This window comes from Mesorhizobium shonense (assembly GCF_040545255.1).
GTDB lineage: Bacteria > Pseudomonadota > Alphaproteobacteria > Rhizobiales > Rhizobiaceae > Mesorhizobium > Mesorhizobium shonense.
Genome location: NZ_JBEPLM010000001.1, coordinates 578,147 through 599,725, shown reverse-complemented (window position 1 = coordinate 599,725; position 21,579 = coordinate 578,147). Strand labels below are relative to the sequence as shown.

Here is a 21,579-nt window from a genome sequence, read left to right as displayed (position 1 = left end):
GAGGGAGGCAAACAATGGCAGAGATCAAGAGAACCCAGCCGCTGGCGCGCGATGCCATGGCCTATGTGCTGGCGGGCGGCCGCGGCAGCCGCCTCAAGGAGCTGACCGACCGGCGCGCCAAGCCCGCGGTCTATTTCGGCGGCAAGACGCGCATCATCGATTTTGCGCTGTCCAACGCGTTGAACTCCGGCATACGCCGTCTCGGCGTCGCCACCCAGTACAAGGCACACTCGTTGATCCGTCACCTGCAGCGCGGCTGGAACTTCCTTCGGCCCGAACGAAACGAGAGCTTCGACATCCTTCCCGCCTCGCAGCGCGTGTCGGAAACGCAGTGGTATGAGGGCACGGCGGACGCGGTCTACCAGAACATCGACATCATCGAGGCCTACGGGCCCGAATATATGGTCATCCTGGCCGGCGACCACATCTACAAGATGGACTACGAGCTGATGCTGCGCCAGCACGTTGACGCCAATGCCGACGTGACCGTCGGCTGTCTCGAAGTGCCGCGCATGGAGGCGACCGGCTTCGGCGTCATGCATGTCGATGGCAAGGACAACATCATCGCCTTCGTCGAAAAGCCCGCCGATCCTCCCGGCATCCCCGACAAGCCGGAGTTTGCGCTCGCCTCGATGGGCATCTACGTCTTCAAGACGAAGTTCTTGATGGAGCAGTTGCGCCGAGACGCGGCCGAGCCCGGTTCCAGCCGCGACTTCGGCAAGGACATCATCCCTTACATCGTTGAGCATGGTAAGGCGATCGCGCACCGTTTCGCCAAATCCTGCGTACGCTCCTCGCATGAGGCCGAGCCCTACTGGCGCGATGTCGGTACGGTGGACGCCTATTGGGAAGCCAATATCGACCTCACCGACGTCACGCCAGAGCTCGATCTCTATGACCGCGACTGGCCGATCTGGACCTATGCCGAATTGAAGCCGCCGGCCAAGTTCGTGCATGACGAGGATGGTCGCCGCGGCGAGGCGATCTCCTCGCTGGTGTCGGGCGACTGCATCGTCTCCGGCGCATCGCTGCGCCGCAGCCTGATCTTCACCGGCGCGCGCATCAATTCCTATTCGAAGCTCGAGGAAGTGGTGATGCTGCCCGACGTCCAGGTCGGCCGCAACGCGCGCCTCAACCGCGTCGTCATCGACCACGGCGTCCATATCCCCGAAGGACTGGTGGTGGGCGAGGATCCGGCGCTCGACGCCAAGCGCTTCCGCGTTTCGGAAAAGGGCATCTGCCTGATCACCCAGGACATGATCAACAAGCTGTCAACCTGATCAGCAAGTTGTCGACCTGATAAGGTCGAGCAACAAGCTGTCAACCTGACAAGATTGATCAACAAGCTGTCACTTTAAGTTCGGAATGTAGAGCGCATGCAGGTTCTGTCGGTCACGCCCGAAATCTTCCCGCTGATCAAGACCGGCGGGCTTGCCGACGTGACGGGCGCGCTGCCGATCGGGCTCGCCGGCAAGGGCGTGGCGATGCGTACGCTTATTCCCGGCTATCCTGTGGTGATGGAGGCTTTCAAGAAAAAGAAGGCCGTCTACCAGTGTCCGCTGCTGCAGGGCGGCAAGGCTTCCGTCCACGCCGTAAAGGTCGGCGGGCTCGATCTCTTCGTGCTCGACGCGCCGCATCTCTTCGACCGCCAGGGCGGGCCTTACGGTACTGCCTCCGGTTCCGACTGGCCGGACAACTGGCGGCGCTTCGCGGCGCTCGGCCAGGTCGGCGGCGACATCGCCGGCGGCGCGATCTCCGGCTACCAGCCCGACATCGTGCATGCCCATGACTGGCAGTCGGCAATGACGCTCGCCTACATGCGCTACGGCAAGGCGGTCGGCGTGCCGTCGCTGATCACCGTGCACAACCTTGCCTTCCAGGGACAGTTCGGCGCCGGCATCTTTGGCGAGCTCGGCCTGCCGGGCGTGGCGATGCAGCTCGACGGCGTCGAATATTATGGCGGCGTCGGTTTTCTCAAGGCCGGCCTGCAGGCCGCCTGGGCGATCACCACGGTGAGCCCGACCTATGCGCAGGAGATCCGTTCGCCGGAATTCGGCATGGGCCTCGACGGCCTGATCAACATGCGCGCCACCGACCTCCACGGCATCGTCAACGGCATCGACGTCGACATCTGGAACCCGGCGACCGACAAGCATCTGGTGGCCAACTATTCTGCCGAGACGCTGCAGGCGCGGGGCCTTAATCGCAAGGCCGTCGAGGATCGCTTCAATTTAGAGAATGACGACAGCCCGATCGTCTGCGTCGTCAGCCGGCTGACCTGGCAGAAGGGCATGGACATTTTGGCCTCGGTCGTCGACGGCATCGTTCAGCGCGGCGCGCGGCTGGCGATCCTGGGTTCGGGCGATGCCGGCCTCGAAGGCTCACTGCTTGCCGCCGCCGCCCGGCACCGCGGCCGCGTCGGCGTCGTCATCGGCTATGACGAAGCGCTTTCCCACATCATGCAGGGCGGCTGCGACGCCATCGTCATCCCGTCGCGCTTCGAGCCTTGCGGGCTGACGCAGCTCTACGGCCTGCGCTATGGCTGCGTGCCGGTGGTCGCTCGCACCGGCGGCCTCGCCGACACCATCATCGACGCCAACGAGGCGGCGCTTTCAGCCGGCGTCGCCACCGGCTTCCAGTTTGCGCCGAACAATGGCGGCGCGCTGCTGCATGCCATTCGCCGGCTGGTCGAGGCGCATGCCAGGCCCGCGACCTGGGCCTCGATCCAGCGCCAGGGCATGAAGGCCGATGTCTCCTGGGACAAGAGCGCCGAGAAATACGTCGAACTCTATCGCTTGCTGCTTTCGAAAAGGGCTGCCTGAGGCATGATCAAGACCGTCCCCACCAAACCCTATACCGACCAGAAGCCCGGCACGTCCGGCCTGCGCAAGAAAGTGCCCGTCTTCCAGCAGGAGCACTATGCGGAAAATTTCATCCAGTCGATCTTCGACGCGCTGGAAGGTTTTGAAGGCAAGACGCTGGTGATCGGCGGCGACGGCCGCTTCTACAACCGCGAGGTCATCCAGAAGGCCATCGCCATGGCCGCCGCCAACGGCTTCGGCAAGGTGATGGTAGGCCAAGGTGGCATTCTGTCGACGCCGGCCGCCTCCAACATCATCCGCAAATACAAGACTTTTGGCGGCATCATCCTGTCGGCCAGCCACAATCCGGGCGGCCCGCACGAGGATTTCGGCATCAAGTACAATGCCGGCAATGGCGGCCCGGCGCCGGAGAAGATCACCGACGCGATCTTCGAGAAGACCAAGACGATATCGAGCTTCAAGATCGCCGATATCGGCGCGATCGACATCGACACGATCGCCACCGTCAAGGCCGGCGGCATGACGGTGGAGATCATCGATCCGGTCAAGGACTATGCCGAGCTGATGGAAAGCCTGTTCGACTTCGACGCCATCCGCGCCAACTTCAAATACGGCTTCCGCATGCGCTTCGACGCCATGCATGCGGTGACCGGTCCCTATGCCAAGGAAATCCTCGAGCGCCGGCTCGGCGCCCCCAACGGCACCTGCCGCAACTTCAAGCCGCTGCCCGATTTCGGCGGCCATCATCCCGATCCGAACCTGGTGCATGCAAAACATCTCTATGACGAGATGATGGGCCCTGACGCGCCGGATTTCGGCGCCGCCTCAGACGGCGACGGCGACCGCAACCTGATCATCGGCAAAGGCATTTTCGTCACGCCTTCGGATTCGGTGGCGATGCTTGCCGCCAATGCGCATCTGGCGCCCGGTTACAAGGAAGGCCTGAAGGGCATCGCCCGGTCGATGCCGACCAGCGGCGCGGCCGACCGCGTCGCCGAGAAGCTCGGCATCGGCATCTACGAGACGCCGACCGGCTGGAAGTTCTTCGGCAACCTGCTCGACGCCGGCATGGCGACGATCTGCGGCGAGGAAAGCGCCGGCACCGGCTCCAACCACGTGCGCGAGAAGGACGGGCTGTGGGCCGTGCTTTTGTGGCTCAACATCCTCGCCGTGCGCGGCGAGAGCTGCAAGGACATCGTCACCAAGCACTGGCAAACCTACGGCCGCAACTACTATTCGCGCCACGACTACGAGGAGGTCGAGACCGACCGCGCCAACGCGCTGGTCGACGAGTTGCGCGCCAAGCTCGGATCGCTGCCCGGCACCACCCTGCGCGGCCTGAAGATCGCCAACGCCGACGATTTTGCTTATCACGACCCGGTCGACGGTTCGGTGAGCAAGAACCAGGGCATCCGGATCCTGTTCGAGGGCGGTTCGCGCGTGGTCTTCCGGCTCTCCGGTACCGGCACGTCCGGCGCCACGCTGCGCGTCTATATCGAACGCTACGAGCCGGACAAGGCGAGGCACGATCTCGACACACAGGAAGCGCTCGCCGACCTGATCGCCGCCGCCGACGACATCGCCGGCATCAAGAGCCACACCGGCCGCGACAAGCCGAGCGTGATTACTTGAGTGTGGAGGGAAGGGCTCCCCCTCTCCCCTTGTGGGAGAAGGCGGCCGAGCGAAGTTCGGTCAGATAAGGGTGCTCCAGCTTGGCACAGACCTGCGCAATTTAATAGCAACCGCTACCCCGTGCACGTCGAAGGATGCGCTATCATTGACAACGTCAATTTGCCCGAATATCAAGTAAATTAGCTAGATATCAAGGCAATTGACCGGATATGGAGGCGGGCTCTTGGCTCGTTCGGAACGGGAAAGCGCGATACGAAGGCCACTTACTGCCATGCTCGGCGTCGACTCGAACCTTAGGGTTCTCCGCACGCTGGTGGAGCATGGTGGCCTGCTTGCGGCCTCGGAGATCGTTCGCAGGAGCCGGCTATCTCGGGAAAGCGTACGGCTCGGACTTGTCGCGCTCGAAACCCTGGGGATTGTAGTCGCATCGGGATCGGGGCATTCGAGGCTGTACCGCTTTGATGACAGCCACTATCTCGCCCCTACGTTGGCCGCCCTCTTCAAAGCCGAGAGCAACCGTTTTACGGCGATCCTGGACGCTGTGCGCCAAAATGCGGCGCAAAGACCCGTCTTCAGCCTTTTCGTCTATGGCAGCGCGGCGCGCGGGGATGACGGTCCAGACAGCGACCTCGACATCGGCCTCATTGCCCGAGCGGATGATCTTGCCGAAGCGGTGGAAGGTCTCCGGCAAGCGCTCAGGGATCCGGCGGAGAGGCTGGTCTTCCTCCCCAACGTCGTCGGCCTCGACTTCGATGATGTCCGACGCCTCGCGAGGGACAAGGATCCGTGGTGGGAAAACATCAAGCAGGACGCGATCGTCCTTGCTGGAAGCCGCCCCGAAGACGCAGTGTCGTTGCAAGAGGCGTTGCATGGCTAGGGTCAGATCCACCAAAAAGAAAGACGCCGCTTATGTCACTAGCAGACTCCTGATCGCCCGCGGGTTCCTTAAAGATGCACGAAACAGCAACCTCGTTGCTGATCCAGGTGACATCGGAAACCCTTCCATGTCGACGGTTATCAACTGTGCGATAGCCTATTCCGATGCCTTGACGGCCAAGCTCCGCGGCGAAATCAACCAGGACGACCACCAGGCCGTCGTCAAGCTCTTGCGGGCGGCTCTGGGCAAGGCCCTCCCTGCCAAGCAGGAGACGAGTCTGCGTGCACTTCTGGAGCAGAAGGACGAGGTCCAGTACGGATCAAGGGCCAAGACTCGAAATGATGCCGAAAAGGCATTGGAGCGCCTAGAAGAGTTCGCCGCATGGGCCGAGCAACAACTCGCTCTTTGAGATGGACCGGTAATGCTGTTTTCTGTCGTCCTCGCATTGTGTTGGCGGCGGTTGCTACCGAATTGCGCAGACCTGCGTTCAACTCGCTAATGCCTCGTTCCTTCCAAAACCCCTCATCCGTCTCGGCGCTGCACGCCAATCCGGCTTTTCCGGCAAGGGGAGAAGGGAGGGGTGGGAGGTGCCCGTGAGCCAGCTCGGCGCTACCGTCACCCCCGACGGCATCCGCTTTGCCGTCTGGTCGTCGTCGGCGAGACGCCTGTGGGTCTCGATCTTCGACGGCAACGGCGCGCGCGAGCTCGACCGGTTGGAACTGAAACCGGAAGGCGAGGGCGTGCATGCCCTCTTCGTCTCCGGTCTTGCCGACGGCACGCGCTACGGTTTTCGCGCCGACGGCGACTACGCGCCGGAGCGCAGCCTCTGGTTCGACCCGGACAAGCTCCTCACCGACCCCTACGCGGTCGAGATCGACCGGCCTTACCAATTCCACTGGCGGCTTGCAGCCAAACGCAACGAAGGCGCCGACACTGCCCCGTTGATGCCGAAGGCGATAGCGCGTCCGCTGCCTAAACCCCTGGCAGTCAAACCGCCGCTGTTCCGGCCCGGCGGCCTCATCTACGAGCTCAACGTTCGCTCCTTCACCAAACTGCATCCGGACATCCCGGAGGCGCAGCGCGGTACCATCGCGGCACTCGCCCATCCGGCCGTCATCGAGCACCTGAAGCGTCTCGGCGTCTCCGCCGTCGAGCTCATGCCGATCACCGCTTCGATTGACGAGCGGCATCTACCGCCGCTGGGGCTGAGCAACGCCTGGGGCTACAACCCCATCACGTTCATGGCGCTCGATCCGCGGCTGGCGCCCGGCGGCCTTATGGAATTGCGCGGCGCCGTCGCGGCGCTGCGCGAGGCGGGCATCGGCACCATCCTCGACCTCGTCTTCAACCATACCGGCGAGAGCGATCGGCTCGGGCCGACGCTGTCGCTGCGCGGCCTCGACACGCAAGCCTATTACCGGCACCTGCCGGACGGCCGGCTGGTCAATGACACCGGCACCGGCAACACGGTCGCCTGCGATCATCCGGTCGTGCGGGAAATGGTGCTCGACACGCTCCGCCATTTCGCCCGCTTCGCTGGCGTCGACGGTTTCCGCTTCGATCTGGCGCCGGTGCTCGGCCGCGTCGACGGCGCGTTCGAGCCCGACGCACCGCTGCTCCAGGTCATCGCCCGCGATCCCGTGCTCTCCGACCGCGTGCTGATCGCCGAGCCATGGGATATCGGTCCGAATGGCTATCAGCTCGGCAATTTTCGGCCGCCTTATCTCGAATGGAACGACCGCTACCGTGACGATGTCAGGCGCTTCTGGCGCGGGGATGCCGGCGTGGTGGGCGCACTCGCAACACGGCTTGCCGGTTCCTCCGATGTGTTCGGCAGGGCCGGACAGCCGGTGAGCCGCGCGGTCAACTTCATTGCCGCGCATGACGGCATGACGCTGGCTGATCTCGTCGCGTACGAGCGCAAGCACAACACGGCCAATGGCGAGCAAAATCGCGACGGCCACAATGACAATCTGTCGTGGAACAATGGCGTCGAGGGCGAGACGGATGACGCGGCGATCACCAAGGCTCGCTTCGACGATCAATGCGCGCTGCTTGCGACGCTCTTTGCCTCGCGCGGCACGATCATGGTGACCGCCGGCGATGAGTTCGGCCGCGCGCAAAAGGGTAACAACAACGCCTATGCGCAGGACAACGCCATCACCTGGCTCGACTGGGCCCGCCGCGACGAGGCGCTGGAGCAATACGTCTCATCGCTCTCGGCACTGCGCCGTGCCTACCCGATCTTGTCAGACACCCATTTCCTGACCGGCGAGCCTGCCGCCGAATCGGAAATCCCCGATGTCCTCTGGCTGACCGAGACCGGCGCGCCGCTTGGCGACGCCGACTGGAACGATCCCCGGCGACATCGCCTCGTCATGCTGCTCGGCGACAGCAGGGGCGGTCGCCTTGCCGTCATGGTCAATGGCGACCGTCGCCAATGCGTCTTCACCTTGCCGGCGCGGGAAGGCTTCGTGTGGCTCTCGGCTATAGAGACGCAAGCGGTCGACCTTATGCGGCCGCTGCCTGGCCGCAGCGTGAATCTCATGATCGAGCGGCGCGCGACCGCGCCGGAAAGGGTTCGTGATGGCTGACGGCAATTCGGAATGGTGGCGCGGCTGCGTGATCTACCAGATCTATCCGCGCTCCTTCCAGGACACCACCGGCGACGGCAGCGGCGATCTCAAGGGCATCACCGCGCGTCTCGCCCATATCGCTTCGCTCGGCGTTGACGCCGTCTGGCTTTCGCCCTTCTTCAAATCGCCGATGGCCGACATGGGCTATGACGTGTCGGACTATCGGGACGTCGATCCGATTTTTGGCACGTTGGAGGATTTCGACGCGCTGGTCGCCGAGGCGCACAGGCTCGGCCTGAAGCTCATCATCGACCAGGTGATCTCGCATTCGTCCGACAAGCATGAATGGTTCGTCGAAAGCCGCGCCAGCCGCGACAACCCCAAGGCCGATTGGTATGTCTGGGCCGACGCGAAGCCGGACGGTAGCGCGCCCAACAACTGGCAATCGCTGTTTGGCGGCCCCGCCTGGGAATGGGACGCCACCCGCCGGCAGTACTACATGCACAATTTCCTGGCCGCGCAGCCCGATCTCAATTTCCATACAGCGCAGGTGCAGGACGCGGTCCTCGACACCGTTCGCTTCTGGCTGGAGCGCGGCGTCGACGGCTTCCGGCTGGATACGGTCAACTACTATGTCCACGACCGCTGGCTGCGCGACAATCCGCCTTTGGCCGCGAGCGTCGCCGGCACCAATGGCGCCACCACCACCTATGCCTTCCAGGAGCACCTCTTCGACAAGACGCGGCCGGAAAATCTCGACTTCCTGAAGCGTTTCCGCGCGCTGCTCGACGAGTATCCGGATCGCGCCGCGGTCGGCGAGGTGGGCGACGAGGAGCGCTCGCTGCAGACGCTCGCCGCCTACACGTCCGGCGGCGACAAGCTGCAGATGTGCTACACCTTCGACCTGCTCGGCCCGCAATTCTCGGCCGCCCATGTGCGCGGCTGCGTCGAGGCTTTCGAAAACGCGGTTGCCGACGGCTGGGTCTGCTGGGCCTTCTCCAACCACGATGTCGTGCGCCATGTCAGCCGCTGGACGCGGCCCGGCGAGAATCCGGACACGGTGGCGAAATTCTCGATCGCGCTGCTTTCCTGCCTGCGCGGCTCGATCTGCCTCTACCAGGGCGAAGAGCTTGGACTGGAGGAAGCCGAGCTAGCCTATGAGGATCTGCGCGATCCGCTTGGCATCCGCTTCTGGCCTGGCGTGAAGGGCAGGGACGGCTGCCGCACGCCGATGGTCTGGGAAGCAAGCGCCGAAAATGGCGGCTTCTCCACCAGTAAGCCTTGGCTGCCAGTGCCGCAGGCGCATCGCGACCGCGCTGTCGATGTGCAGAATGGCGAAGGCGGTTCGGTGCTGGCCGTCTATCGGTCGATCCTGGCCTTGCGCAAGCGCCATCCGGCGCTGATCGGCGGCTCGATCCGGTTTCTCGATGTGGAGGGCGACGTGCTGGCCTTTGTCCGCGAGCAGGGCGACGAGAGACTGCTCTGCGTTTTCAATTTCGCCGGCGAGCCGGCAAGCTGGACGCTGCCGGCGGAGATCTGGGACGTCGAGATAACCGCTCTCGCCGCTGACGTTGCCGGCGTTTTTGGCGGTGTTCTCGAAGAGATTGCGCTGGCACTGCCGCCTGTGGGTTGCTTCGTCGGGAGAATTGGCTGACGGTCTGCTATTGGACGAGAACCGAGCGTCCGCAGGTCGCGCCGGTCACCCGCACATCGGCCTCGCCGACATGCACCCCAAGCGTCGCAAGCACATTGTAGACGAGGTCGTCGACCGGCGCGGTCACGCCGTTGAGCAGTGTCGTCACCGCCGGCTTCACCGTGCCGAGCAGCGAGGTCACGTCGAGACCGAGGCCGAGCGCGTTGAATGTCAGCGACAGGTTGTTCACCAGCGAGGTGCTGAGCGACTGCGTCAGGTTCTTCGTCGACACCGTCTTGGTTGCCTTGCTGGCGATTTCGGTGGCGCTGAAGGTGAGGTTGGTCGGCGCCGTGTTGGTAACCGAAAAGGCCGACGATCCTTTGATCTGCAACAGGTTGAGGTTGATCAGGAGCAGCTTGATGCTGACATCGGCGATCTCGGCGTCGCTGAAGGATTGCGGCTTGGTGAAATCCGCGAAGCCGCTGGCGTTGCTGTTGGCAAGATGCGCGGCGACGACGCCGGGTTGCGCGGCGATGGTAACCTTGATGCTGGATGGGCCGGTCGGACAGCTGATGTCGGTCAGCTTGGCTTCGGCATAGGCGACCTCGACATTGAGCGGCAGGTTGACTGCAAGCAGATTGATGCCGCCGCCGAGATTGGGAGTGCCGACGGTGACGCTGGCATTGAGCTTGATGCGCGTCTGCGCGGTGCGAACCACGGTGCCCAATTCTCCCACGGCCAGCCAGGGCGAAGCTTGCGGCGGCTCGCCGATGGCGATTGAAAGCGTCGTCGATGTCAGCCCCGGTATGGTGGCGCCGAGATCGACCGCGACCTGGTTCGTGCCGTTGGCAAGGGCGGCCGCCGCGGTCAGCATGCTCATGGCGCTGGCGCCGACCGAAAGCCCGGCGGGCTTCTGTCCGAGGCCGAGTTTGCCGACTGAGCCGAGGTCGATGAGCTGGCTGAGCGGGATCTTGACCGAGTTGGTGGCGCTCGAGGCCATGGTCTGCAGCGCGAGCTTGGCGGTGTGGTCGAGCCCGGGCACGTTGGCCATGGCGGTGGCGATCTGGCCGACCGTTGCCTTCGAGGCCAGCACGTCCGAATAGGTCACGCCGGTCAGATGCAGTTGCGTCGCCAACGCATCTGTGAAGGAGAGCACGTCGACATCGGCCGCGATCAGCGAATTATAGTCCATCACGCTGAGCGAGATATTGCCGCCGAGAAGTCCGCCGAGCAGCGCGTTGAGAACGCCGCCATTGACACTGGCAAGGCGCGACCCGACCGAGAACGCCGCTTCGGGCTGGGCGCTGGCGGTGGCCGTCGTGCCGATCACCGGCGGCGCCATCACCGAGGCGGCGAAATAGAGCGTTCCCTGCTTCTTCAGTGACACCTGGACAGCGTTGTAGGGCAGCTTGCCTGCCTCGAAACGGCTGCCTGCCGCGATCGAACTGACCCCGGAATAGCGCCCGGGCACGACCTGCACGACGGCTTTGCTGGCGGTTGGCGCAACAGTCGTGCCTTCTTGCTGCACGGCGACCGATGTGATTCCGTTGTCCTTCAGCGTCGTCAGCACCGCTTGCTCGGCATTGTTGATGTGGCCGGCGGCGGTGATCGCGGCGAGGTCGACGATCGACTGCGCGGCGCGGCGTTCGTTGTAGAGCGATCCCTCATCGACCGCGAACGCGGTCAACGCCAGTGTCACCGGCGTGCAGAGCGCGGTCATGACCGCGAAATTGGCGCGCCGGTCGGCAATCAGCCGTCGGGTCGCGCCCATCAGTCCCCCCGCGGAATTGCGCATCATATGCCTCCGACCCGGATCGTCGACTGACGCTGGATCGTGGTGCCCGGCAACGGCAGCGTCCGGAACAGGCTCCAGATCGGCAGGTTGCGCGCATCATAGCTGACCGAGACGACGAACTGGCTGCCGTCGACGGCACTGTCCTTGGCGTCGACCGTCAGCTTCTTCGGGTCGACAAAGGCATAGCCCGAGACGTCGTGGGTAATGAAATCGGTGACCAGCGCCTGGCGCTCCGTCTGGTTGAGGCCGGCAATCGCCGTTCGGGCCGCGTCGGCTGCGATCTGCTGGACCGAATGGCTGGCGCCGAAGTAGATTCCGTATGCAACCATTCCGAGCAGAAGCAGGATGAAGATCGGCGCCAGCATGGCAAATTCGACCGCTGACGTGCCTGCGGCGTCAGCCCGGAAACGAGACCAAGGAGCAAGGAATTTTCGGTTCTTCAGCATGGTCCGGAGAATGCCAAGACCTGCCTGCAAAAACTGAAAACGACTGGAACAACCGAAAGGTGCACCAAGTTGAATGGAGCGATTAAATATTAGAGTTCGCTGTTTTAGCAGAGTGATGCTCACTCAACGTCAAGCAGCGGGCAGTTGAAATAAGATTTCGCTCTGTCTAGTCTCCCGCCACCAAGCTGCCGGAAGGGACTGGCAGCACGCTCAAAAGGAGCCCGTTGGACGGTTCCGGGGCGTCAACACTCAAGGCGTGGTTGAGGGGCCGCGTCCAAAGGGAGAAACTTCATGCTGAAAAATCTGCTGAAGGCGACCGTGTTCGCCACCACCATGGCCTTGGCCGCCGGCACCTTCTACACGCCGGCCTTCGCCGAGACCGTCTACAACCGCGGAGCCGCCGCCGAGGCGGAGACGGTCGATCCGCACAAGACGTCGACGGTCTACGAAGCCGATATCATACGCGACCTGTTCCAGGGCCTCGTCATGCACGACCAGAAGACGAACCTCATTCCGGGCGCCGCCGAAAGTTGGACGGTGTCCGACGACGGCACTGTCTACACCTTCAAGCTGCGCAAGGACGGCCTCTGGTCGGATGGCAGCCCGGTGACGGCGGACGACTTCGTCTATTCGTTCCGTAGGCTGGAAGATCCGGCCACCGCTGCCGAATACGCTTCCATGCTCTATCCCGTAAAGAACGCCGAGGAAGTCAACACCAAGAAGGGCAAGCCGGAGGATTTGGGCGTCAAGGCGATTGACGCAAATACCCTTGAAGTCACGCTCAAGGGGCCAACGCCTTACTTCCTGGAGATGTTGACCCATCAGGCGACCTATCCGGTCAACAAGGCCTCCATGGACAAGCTCGGCGCCGACTGGATCAAGCCCGGCAAGCTGGTTTCCAACGGCGCCTATACGCTGGCCGAATGGGTGCCCAACGACCATCTCAAGCTGGTCAAGAATCCGAAATTCTGGGACGCCGGGAGCGTCAAGCTCGACGTGGTCAACTACATCCCGACCGAGGATCGCTCGTCGGCTATGAAGCGCTTCGAGGCCGGCGAACTCGACAGTTATGGTGACCTGCCGACCGAACAGCTCGCCGATCTCAAAACCAAATTCGGTGACCAGGTCCGTGTCGGGCCATATCTCGGCACATATTATTTTGCGATCAAGACCGACAAGGCGCCGTGGGACAATGTCGAGCTGCGCAATGCCATCTCGATGGCGATCGATCGCGACTTCCTCGCCGAGAAGGTCTGGCAGAACTCGATGCTGCCCGGCTATTCGATGGTGCCTCCGGGCATCGAGGGCTACACGCCGGCAGTGGCCAAATACGCCGACATGCCCCAGATCGACCGCGAGGACGCGGCCAAGAAGATCCTCGAGAAACTCGGCTATACACCCGAGCATCCGTTGAAGATGGAGATCCGCTACAACACGTCGGAGAACCACAAGAACACGGCGGTCGCCATCCAGGAACAGCTTAAGCCGCTCGGCGTCGAGGTGACGCTGCTCAACACCGACACCAAGACCCACTACAGCTTCCTCGAGCAGAAGGGTAATTACGACGTTGCCCGCGCCGCCTGGATCGCCGACTACAAGGATCCGGAGACCTTCCTCGGCATCTCGCGCAAGGCAAGCGGCAACAACTACTCGAACTACAACAGCCCGGCCTATGAGGCCGCGATGGACAAGGCAGCAGCCGCCGCCGGCAAGCCTGAGGAGCGCATGAAGGACCTCGCCGAGGCCGAGCGCATCCTCGTCGACGACGTCGGCGAGATCCCGCTTCTCTACTACAGCTACCACGACATCGTTTCGACGAAGCTGCATGGCTTCGACGACAATGTGATGGACATCCATCCGTCCCGCTTCATCTCCAAGGACTGACAAGTAACCTTGGCCGTGCCGCCGCTCTCTTTTTGGGAGCGGCGGCCGCGGTCTGTCGTCGTGCCGGGCCGAAAGTCGGGTTGGATTTTCAGGCTACCCGGTGCGAAGATCAGAGATGCCAGCGCGCCACGGTCTCGACCGGAGAGCTGTCGCCCTGGCTGAAGCGGGGCGCCGATGCTGCGTTATGTCTTCCGGCGGCTGTTGACCGCCATTCCGACGCTGTTCGTCATCGTGACGGTGGCGTTCTTTCTGATCCGTGTTGCGCCGGGCGGCCCGTTCAACCAGGAGCGGGGCCTGAGTCCGGAGATAAGGGCCAATCTGGAAGCCCAGTTCGGCCTCAACGATCCGCTCTGGCTGCAATATGTCCACTATCTGGGCAACCTTTTGCGCGGCAATTTCGGCCCGAGCTACAATTTGCCTGACTTCACCGTTACGGAACTCTTCGCCAAGGGCCTGCCGATCTCCGTGCAGATCGGTTCGTCGGCGCTGGTGCTGGCACTGCTGCTGGGCTCGATCCTCGGCACGATCGCGGCGCTCAACCAGAACAAAATAGCCGACTATTCGGTGATTGCTTTGGCCACCGCCGGCAGCACCATCCCGACCTTCGTCATCGCGCCGGTGATCCAGCTCGTCTTTGGGCTATCCTGGAAGCTGTTGCCGATCGGCGGCTGGGGCGACGGCGCCTTCATCAACAAGGTCGGGCCGGTGCTGACGCTCGCCTTGCCGCAGATCGCCATCGTCGCCCGCCTCATGCGCGGCTCGATGATCGAAAGCCTGCGCTCGCACCATATCCGCACCGCCCGCGCGCTCGGCCTGTCTGACTGGTCGGTGGTGGTCAAGCATGCGCTGCGCGGCGCCGTCCTGCCGATCGTCTCCTTCACCGGTCCGGCGGCTGCGGCGCTGCTCACCGGCTCGGTCATCGTCGAGACCATCTTCTCCATTCCGGGCGTCGGCCGCTATTTCGTCGATGCAGCCCTCAACCGCGACTACACGCTGGTCATGGGCACCGTGGTGGTGATCGCGGTCTTCACCATCGTCTTCAACCTGATCGTCGATCTCCTCTACGCGGTTGTTGATCCGAGGGTGCGCTATGACTGACCTTGCAGTAGCCGTTCCGGAGCCGATCGTCGGCCGCTCGCTCTGGGGCAATGCCTGGGCGCGGCTGAAGCGCAACCGCGCCGCCATGTTCAGCCTCTATTACCTGGCATTCATTGCCGTCATCAGCGTGTTCGGCCCGATGGTCGTGCAGCATGAATACACCACCATCTACGGCGACTATGTGCGCAAGCCGCCGAGCTTCTCGGCATACCCCAAGCCCGACATGGTCCAGACCGCGCTGACCGACGCGATCAGGCGCATGCGCGTCGACATCAAGGAATGGCATCAGGACGGCAGCCGCGTGATCGTGACCGTCACGTCCAAGAAGCCGATCGACGACCGCTACATCCGCTATCTCGACCGCTCCGACGCCTTCGACGACACCAGGATCGAGAGCAAGTCGCCCGACGGGCTCGAAGTGACGATGAGCTCCGCCATCAAGCAGCAATATTTCCTGTTCGGCACCGACAACACCGGGCGCGACCTGCTCTCGCGCACGCTGATGGCCGGGCGCATCTCGCTCGCCATTGGCCTGCTTGCCGGTGTCGTCGCCGGCGTCATCGGGGTGATCTACGGCGCGACGTCCGGCTTTGCCGGCGGCCGGGTCGACGAGGTGATGATGCGCATCGTCGACGTGCTTTATTCGTTGCCTTTCATCTTCTTCGTCATCATGCTGGTGGTGTTCTTCGGCCGCAACTTCGTGCTGATGTTTTTGGCCGTCGGCGCGGTGCTGTGGCTCGACATGGCGCGCATCGTGCGAGGCCAGGCGCTGTCGATCCGGCGTCAGGAATATGTCCAGGCGGCGGAAGCGATGGGTGTCGGCCAGCGCGGCATCCTCGTGCGCCACGTCATCCCCAACCTGCTCGGGCCGGTGGTCATCTACATGACGCTGCTGGTGCCGCAAGTGATCATCCTGGAGAGCTTTCTTTCTTTCCTCGGCCTTGGCGTGCAGGAGCCGATGACCAGCTGGGGCGTGCTGATCTCGGTCGGCGCCAAGAACATCGGCTATGCCAACTGGCTGCTGTTGTTCCCGGCCTTCTTCCTCGTCTCGACGCTGTTCGCGCTGAACTTCGTCGGCGACGGTCTGCGCGACGCGCTCGACCCGAAAGATCGATAAAGATGGGGATCGCTGAAATGACCGCTTCCGAAACGATCCTCAGCGTCAAGGACCTGCGCGTCCGCTTCCAGACCCTCGACGGCACCGTCGAGGCGGTCAAGGGCATCAACATCAAGGTCAATGCCGGCGAGACCGTCGCCGTCGTCGGCGAATCCGGGTCCGGCAAGAGCCAGACGATGATGGCGGCGATGAGCCTGCTCTCCTCCAATGGCGAGGCGACCGGCCAGGTCGACTATCGCGGCCGCAATCTTTTGGAGATGACCAAGAGCGAGCTCAACAAGGTGCGCGGGCGCAAGATCAGCATGATCTTCCAGGAGCCGATGACCTCGCTCGATCCGCTCTACACGATCGGCAACCAGCTGATCGAGCCGATCCGCCGGCATCGCGGCCTGAACGCGCAGGCCGCGCGTGAGGAAGCGCTGAAGCTCTTAAGGCTGGTGCACATCCCCGATCCCGAGCGGCGGATGAAATCCTATCCGCACGAAATGTCGGGCGGCCAGCGCCAGCGCGTCATGATCGCCATGGCTCTGGCCAACGATCCCGATATCCTGATCGCCGACGAGCCGACGACCGCGCTCGACGTCACCATCCAGGCGCAGATCCTGATGCTGCTGGCCGAGCTGCAGCGCAAGCTCGGCATGGCAATCGTTTTCATCACCCACGATCTCGGCATCGTGCGCCGCTTCGCCGACCGCGTCTATGTCATGCGCCAGGGCGAGGTGGTGGAGGAGGGCGATGCCGAGGCGCTCTTTGCCAACCCGCAGCACGCCTATACCAAGATGCTGCTCGCGGCCGAGCCGACCGGCACCAAGGGGGCGCCGCCAGCCAACTCGCCCGTGCTGCTCGAAGGCCGCAATGTCCAAGTCGTCTTCAAGATCGGCGGCGGCTTCCTTGGCGGCGAGCCGCTGATGCTGCGCGCCGTGGACAAGATCTCGATCCGGCTGAAGCGCAACCAGACCATCGGCATCGTCGGCGAGTCGGGCTCCGGCAAGTCGACGCTTGGCCGCGCGCTGCTGAGGCTCTTGCCCAGCGACGGTGTGATCCGCTTCGGCGACCGGGACATCTCCGAGGCGGACCGCCAGGCGATGCGGCCGCTCAGGCGCGAATTGCAGCTCGTCTTCCAGGATCCGTTCGGCTCGCTGTCGCCGCGCATGACCGTCGGCCAGGTCATCACCGAAGGACTTTTGGTGCACGAACCGTCGCTGACGGGCAAGCAGCGCGACCATCGCGCCGTCGAAGCGCTACGCGAGGTCGGCCTCGATCCCAATGCGCGCAACCGCTACCCGCATGAATTCTCCGGCGGCCAGCGCCAGCGCATCGCGATTGCCCGCGCCATGATCCTGAAGCCGAAAGTGGTGGTGCTCGACGAGCCGACCTCGGCGCTTGACCGCTCCGTGCAGAAGCAGATCGTCGAGCTGTTGCGCAAGCTGCAGGCCGACTATGAACTGTCCTACCTCTTCATCAGCCATGATCTCGCGGTGGTGCGCGCTATGGCCGACTACATCATCGTCATGAAGCAGGGAAAGATCGTCGAGGAGGGCCCGACCGAGGAAATATTCGGCAATCCGCGCGAAGCCTACACGCAGACGCTGATGAACGCGGCCATCGACTCGACCAGATTTAGGATAAGCGCGTGAGGCACCGCTGCTTCACTGCGAGGACGGGCAGTGGCTCTTCCTCGCCGTAACGATCGCCTGCTGCTGTTGCTGCAGCCGCTTGATCCTGGCCGTATCGCGATTGGCCACCACGCTCTTGACGCGCTCGCCGCCGAGCAGCCAGCTCGGCACGCTGGTGTTGGCGACCTTGCCGCGGCTGATGGCAGTCCGTGAGATATCGGTGGCGGTGTCGCCGAGCGCGCTGTTGAGCTCGGCGCAGCTCATCCTGTCGTATTTCGCCGGATCGAGAGATGCGGCCGTCGATGAGCAGCCCGCGGCGAAAAGCAGCGTCGCGATTACCGGCAAAATGGCAGTTGGCGTGAACTTCATTCTCCTACCTGGCCGCTCCGATGGCTTGGATTCCGTCGAACTGGGGCAGGATGCCATTAGGTCAAAGTAAGAGCGCGCTGTCGAGCACAATGGCCGGCAGCAGCCATTCAGGCTCGCCATTCGGTGCTGAATGGTTAATGCGGGAGACGGGAAGACAAGCATCCTATCTTCCTAAGAGACCGAGACGCCAAGCGCGAGATGGCGCGGTTTTGATATGATGCAACTGGGCAGCCGTCCTGGATCTTACAGTATCGATTCAATCCGAAGACGCAGGCAACGTCGCAGACGCTTCCACCAAAAACTCTCAGGCGGATCTTCCGGGCGGGACTGGACGCCGTGGCCCTGTCTGCCTCTCCATCGAAGATCACGGCGCGGCCGCGCGGGCCGCTCATCCGCACGATCAGCGTCTCGAGCTCTTCGTCGGTCATATTGGTCGAAGCATGCCGGCGGCGTTCGGCGATCGTCTCGGATACCGAAATCCCGCCTCCTCGGGCGCATCATCGAGTATGCGCCCGATTTCGATAACGACGTCGGCATCGATGTTTCTAGCCAAATCCTGCATGGCACTTTCCCTTCGAACGTAGCCCGCCGGTCTGGAGAATTTTCGAGAACGAATTCCAGGCTGCGCTCTCGTCTGCAAAAATGCGGATCGTCCGCTGACCTTTGGTGCGATTGAAGATCGCAGCCAAGCACACAAGGCTCGTGGCCGCGGCAAGAGCGGCGGCCCGACCTGAGAGCGATGTGCGGACCTCTGTCGATGGTAGTCGCGACAGGAGCGCACATGGCTTTCTATCGTGGCAGGTCACGGTCGGCGGTGACCAACGTCATGTGGAAGGCATGTTTTGCACACCTCAAAGCTAGAAAAATGGATCGCAGTTATACTGCCGGCGTTGATCGCTGATCCGGCCTTCGATCGAGTCCTGCCGCAAGGGCGATCTGCATACCCCTGCTTGAAGTGCGGATATGCGTGCCGTCAAGGATGACCGTGTCACTGTCGAGAGCAATGGCAGAACCTGAAGGCACGAAATGCGGCGACTAGGATCGGATGGCCGGCCTGCGCGCATGGCTTCAGGCGAATATCGGGAGGGAGATGGAGGGCTGAAAGTAACCGGGGCAAAAGCGCTGGCAGACGCCGCGTCATGACTCGGGTGTATCGGGTTGGGATGGGTGGCCGATTGACCTAACCCATTGTTTTTTCGGGTCGTAGTGGTGCATGGCGGCTATGAACCCGATGAGCTGCCGGCGCGAACAAGGGCCTACACGCCGGCTGGGGGCGGCATTTTCTCCCCGTTGATTGGATCGATATCCTCCGATATCTCCTGCCGCAGTTTCGGTCCCTTGGCCAAACGCCTGCCCAAGGCCGCAACGAAATCCTCATAGCGTTTGGCCGCCATGGCGCGAGCCGCCTGTGCCGCAGGTTCCGGCAAAGCTGGCGTGGTCGCGAGCCAGAACCGCACGAACACCGCCAGGGTTTCGATCCCGATGCCGATATCGCGCTCCTGCCGGGTGAGGCGGCGATCAACTGAATCGAGGCGTTTGGCGATAGCAGCCTCACGGCGTTCCTCGGCATCCGGCGACAGGAACGACGCGATCGCCGCCTCCGCGATCATGGATTGGGATTGGTCCCGCCGCGCCGCAAAGTCCGCAAGCATCTTCATGATGGCCGCATCCAGATAGACGGAGATCTGCACTTTCTTCTTGCGATCGGCCATGGCGCCTAGACCCCCATGCCATCATTGGGATCGAGAGAAACCTGCCTGGCGACTCCCTGCATGAGGCGTGCCTGGCGACGATTGTGGACCGCATCGTCGTCAGCGTCGTCGCCGGCCGCGTCGAGTTCGAACTCCTTTTCGATCGGAGCGGCTTTCTCGATCGGCTGCCCACGCTCCAGTTCGGGTTGTTGGCGCCGTTCGGACCCGATCGGAACTTGCCCGTCGTGCGTGCCGGGAGCTTCATCGACCTCAGGCCGTTTCAGGATCGGTAGGCTGCTCCAATCGCAAGGTCGAGCCTTCTCGGATCGGGTCAGCTCGGGCGGCGGCAGGACGCGATCGCGGAAGCGGGCATCCTCGTAGTAGCGTGCCTTCTTCGCCCTGATCGGTGGTGTGCCCGCCACCATGACGATCTCGTCGCTCGGCGGAAGCTGCATGATCTCGCCAGGTGTCATCAACTGGCGGGCTGTCTCTTGCCGCGACACCATCAAATGTCCGAGCCAGGGCGAAAGCCGGTGGCCGGCATAGTTCTTCATCGCCCGCATCTCGGTTGCAGTGCCGAGCGCGTCAGACACACGTTTGGCGGTCCTTTCATCATTCGTTGCGAAGCTCACGCGCACATGACAATTGTCGAGGATGGAGTTGCTCGGGCCGTAGGCCTTCTCGATCTGGTTAAGCGACTGCGCGATCAGGAAGCTCTTCAGCCCATAGCCGGCCATGAAAGCCAAGGCGGTTTCGAAGAAGTCGAGGCGGCCGAGCGCGGGAAACTCGTCGAGCATGAGCAAAAGCCGATGCCGATTGCTGTTCGCATGAAGCTCCTCGGTCAGGCGACGTCCAATCTGGTTGAGGATAAGGCGAATGAGTGGTTTGGTCCGATTGATGTCCGAAGGCGGCACGACCAAGTAGAGTGTCGCTGGTTTGATGCCGCCGACGATGTCGCTGATCCGCCAATCGCAGCGGCTCGTTACCTCGGCGACGACGGGGTCACGATAGAGGCCGAGGAAGGACATCGCCGTGGAGAGCACGCCTGACCGCTCATTGTCAGATTTGTTGAGCAGTTCGCGCGCCGCGCTGGCTATGACCGGGTGCGGGCCTGCTTCTCTCAAATGGGCGGTCTTCATCATTGCCGCCAGCGTGGACTCGATCGGGCGCCTCGGGTCCGAAAGGAAGGCGGCGACGCCGGCGAGCGTCTTGTCCTTCTCGGCATAGAGGACGTGGAGGATCGCGCCGACCAGCAGTGCGTGACTGGTCTTTTCCCAATGGTTTCGTTTTTCCAGGCTGCCTTCCGGATCGACGAGGATGTCGGCGATGTTCTGCACGTCGCGGACCTCCCATTCACCACGGCGCACCTCCAATAAAGGATTGTAGGCCGACGATTTTGAATTGGTGGGGTCGAAAAGCAGGACACGACCGTGCAGAGCACGGAACCCGGCGGTGATTTGCCAATTCTCGCCTTTGATGTCGTGGACAATCGCTGAGCCCGGCCAGGTCAGCAGCGAAGGCACCACCAGGCCGACGCCCTTGCCGGATCGGGTCGGGGCAAAGCACAACACGTGTTCCGGACCGTCGTGGCGGAGGTAACGGCGCTCATAGTGGCCTAGCACCACGCCGTCGGTGCCGAGCAGCCCGGCGGCCTTTACCTCTGTCCAATGGGCCCATCGCGCTGAACCGTAGGTCACGACATTCTTGGCTTCGCGTGCGCGCCACACCGACATGCCGATTGCAACAATGATCGAGAGGAAGCCACCGGACATGGCGATCAGTCCGCCCTCCACGAAAATGGTAGGCGCGTAGGCATCATAAAAATACCACCACCAGAACAGGGCGGGTGGGTAGTAGACGGGCAGGCCTGCGAGATCGAACCAGGGCGGGCCAAGTTGGGCCTGGAAGCCCAACCTCCATGCGGTCCATTGTGTCGCCGACCAGGTCGTCACCAGAATGATCAAGACGATGGTGAGGATCTGTCCCCAGAGGATTTTCGTGGCGGACATAAAAGCTCCTTCTT

General features: G+C 62.9%; 16 protein-coding genes. 11 read left to right on the top strand and 5 right to left on the bottom strand.

The features are described 5' to 3' along the window. Window positions 1–14: 14 nt before the first annotated feature. The 7 genes from glgC (at window position 15) to bglA (ending at window position 9,561) form a co-directional block, all read left to right on the top strand. Window positions 15–1,280, top strand: coding sequence for a glucose-1-phosphate adenylyltransferase (gene glgC / locus ABID26_RS03185; protein WP_126101386.1), 1,266 nt, complete (start codon window positions 15–17; stop codon window positions 1,278–1,280). A 96-nt stretch (window positions 1,281–1,376) separates the two neighbouring features. Further along, a complete protein-coding gene (glgA, locus tag ABID26_RS03180) occupies window positions 1,377–2,822 on the top strand; it encodes a glycogen synthase GlgA (RefSeq protein ID WP_354413737.1) in 1,446 nt (481 codons plus the stop codon). A gap of 3 nt (window positions 2,823–2,825) precedes the next feature. After that, window positions 2,826–4,454, top strand: coding sequence for an alpha-D-glucose phosphate-specific phosphoglucomutase (locus ABID26_RS03175; RefSeq protein WP_354413734.1), 1,629 nt, complete (start codon window positions 2,826–2,828; stop codon window positions 4,452–4,454). A 271-nt stretch (window positions 4,455–4,725) separates the two neighbouring features. Continuing rightward, window positions 4,726–5,331, top strand: a complete 606-nt coding sequence (locus ABID26_RS03170; protein ID WP_354413732.1) for a nucleotidyltransferase domain-containing protein — start codon at window positions 4,726–4,728, stop codon at window positions 5,329–5,331. Next, complete coding sequence (locus ABID26_RS03165) at window positions 5,324–5,740, top strand: hypothetical protein (protein ID WP_126101382.1); 417 nt, start codon at window positions 5,324–5,326, stop codon at window positions 5,738–5,740. Before ABID26_RS03170 ends, ABID26_RS03165 begins: the two co-directional genes overlap by 8 nt. 184 nt (window positions 5,741–5,924) lie before the next feature. After that, window positions 5,925–7,925 (top strand): glycogen debranching protein GlgX, encoded by a 2,001-nt coding sequence (glgX, locus tag ABID26_RS03160; RefSeq protein ID WP_354413730.1) that lies wholly within the window; start codon window positions 5,925–5,927, stop codon window positions 7,923–7,925. After that, the gene (bglA, locus tag ABID26_RS03155; RefSeq protein WP_354413729.1) at window positions 7,918–9,561 is read left to right on the top strand and encodes a beta-galactosidase BglA; all 1,644 of its coding nucleotides are present in this window, start codon (window positions 7,918–7,920) and stop codon (window positions 9,559–9,561) included. The genes glgX and bglA overlap by 8 nt, the downstream gene beginning before the upstream one ends. A gap of 7 nt (window positions 9,562–9,568) precedes the next feature. On the opposite strand, the gene ABID26_RS03150 is transcribed toward bglA, so the two are convergent. Continuing rightward, window positions 9,569–11,338 carry a pilus assembly protein TadG-related protein gene (locus ABID26_RS03150; protein ID WP_292371636.1) on the bottom strand — a complete coding sequence of 590 codons (1,770 nt, stop codon included), beginning with the start codon at window positions 11,336–11,338 and terminating at the stop codon, window positions 9,569–9,571. Next, on the bottom strand, window positions 11,335–11,700 hold the full coding sequence (locus ABID26_RS03145) for a TadE/TadG family type IV pilus assembly protein (protein WP_245460048.1): 366 nt from the start codon (window positions 11,698–11,700) through the stop codon (window positions 11,335–11,337). Before ABID26_RS03145 ends, ABID26_RS03150 begins: the two co-directional genes overlap by 4 nt. Before the next feature lie 372 nt (window positions 11,701–12,072). Here ABID26_RS03145 and ABID26_RS03140 point away from each other — a divergent pair, with 372 nt between their 5' ends. From ABID26_RS03140 to ABID26_RS03125, 4 genes are all read left to right on the top strand, one after another. After that, window positions 12,073–13,665 (top strand): peptide ABC transporter substrate-binding protein, encoded by a 1,593-nt coding sequence (locus ABID26_RS03140; RefSeq protein WP_292371634.1) that lies wholly within the window; start codon window positions 12,073–12,075, stop codon window positions 13,663–13,665. 174 nt (window positions 13,666–13,839) lie between these two features. Then, window positions 13,840–14,763 carry an ABC transporter permease subunit gene (locus ABID26_RS03135; protein ID WP_292371632.1) on the top strand — a complete coding sequence of 308 codons (924 nt, stop codon included), beginning with the start codon at window positions 13,840–13,842 and terminating at the stop codon, window positions 14,761–14,763. Beyond that, window positions 14,756–15,880: an ABC transporter permease gene (locus tag ABID26_RS03130; protein WP_292371630.1), complete on the top strand. Its 1,125-nt coding sequence runs from the start codon at window positions 14,756–14,758 to the stop codon at window positions 15,878–15,880. Before ABID26_RS03135 ends, ABID26_RS03130 begins: the two co-directional genes overlap by 8 nt. A gap of 17 nt (window positions 15,881–15,897) precedes the next feature. Then, complete coding sequence (locus ABID26_RS03125) at window positions 15,898–17,517, top strand: ABC transporter ATP-binding protein (RefSeq protein WP_292371628.1); 1,620 nt, start codon at window positions 15,898–15,900, stop codon at window positions 17,515–17,517. A gap of 12 nt (window positions 17,518–17,529) precedes the next feature. Here ABID26_RS03125 and ABID26_RS03120 read toward each other — a convergent pair whose 3' ends face one another. The 3 genes from ABID26_RS03120 to ABID26_RS03110 all read right to left on the bottom strand — a co-directional run bounded on the left by ABID26_RS03120 (window position 17,530) and on the right by ABID26_RS03110 (window position 21,565). Then, on the bottom strand, window positions 17,530–17,865 hold the full coding sequence (locus ABID26_RS03120) for a hypothetical protein (protein ID WP_292371626.1): 336 nt from the start codon (window positions 17,863–17,865) through the stop codon (window positions 17,530–17,532). Window positions 17,866–19,121: 1,256 nt separating this feature from the next. Further along, window positions 19,122–19,577, bottom strand: a complete 456-nt coding sequence (locus ABID26_RS03115; RefSeq protein ID WP_292371624.1) for a CopG family transcriptional regulator — start codon at window positions 19,575–19,577, stop codon at window positions 19,122–19,124. Between the two features lie 5 nt (window positions 19,578–19,582). Beyond that, window positions 19,583–21,565 carry a conjugal transfer protein TraG gene (locus ABID26_RS03110; RefSeq protein ID WP_292371750.1) on the bottom strand — a complete coding sequence of 661 codons (1,983 nt, stop codon included), beginning with the start codon at window positions 21,563–21,565 and terminating at the stop codon, window positions 19,583–19,585. Window positions 21,566–21,579 lie beyond the last annotated feature (14 nt).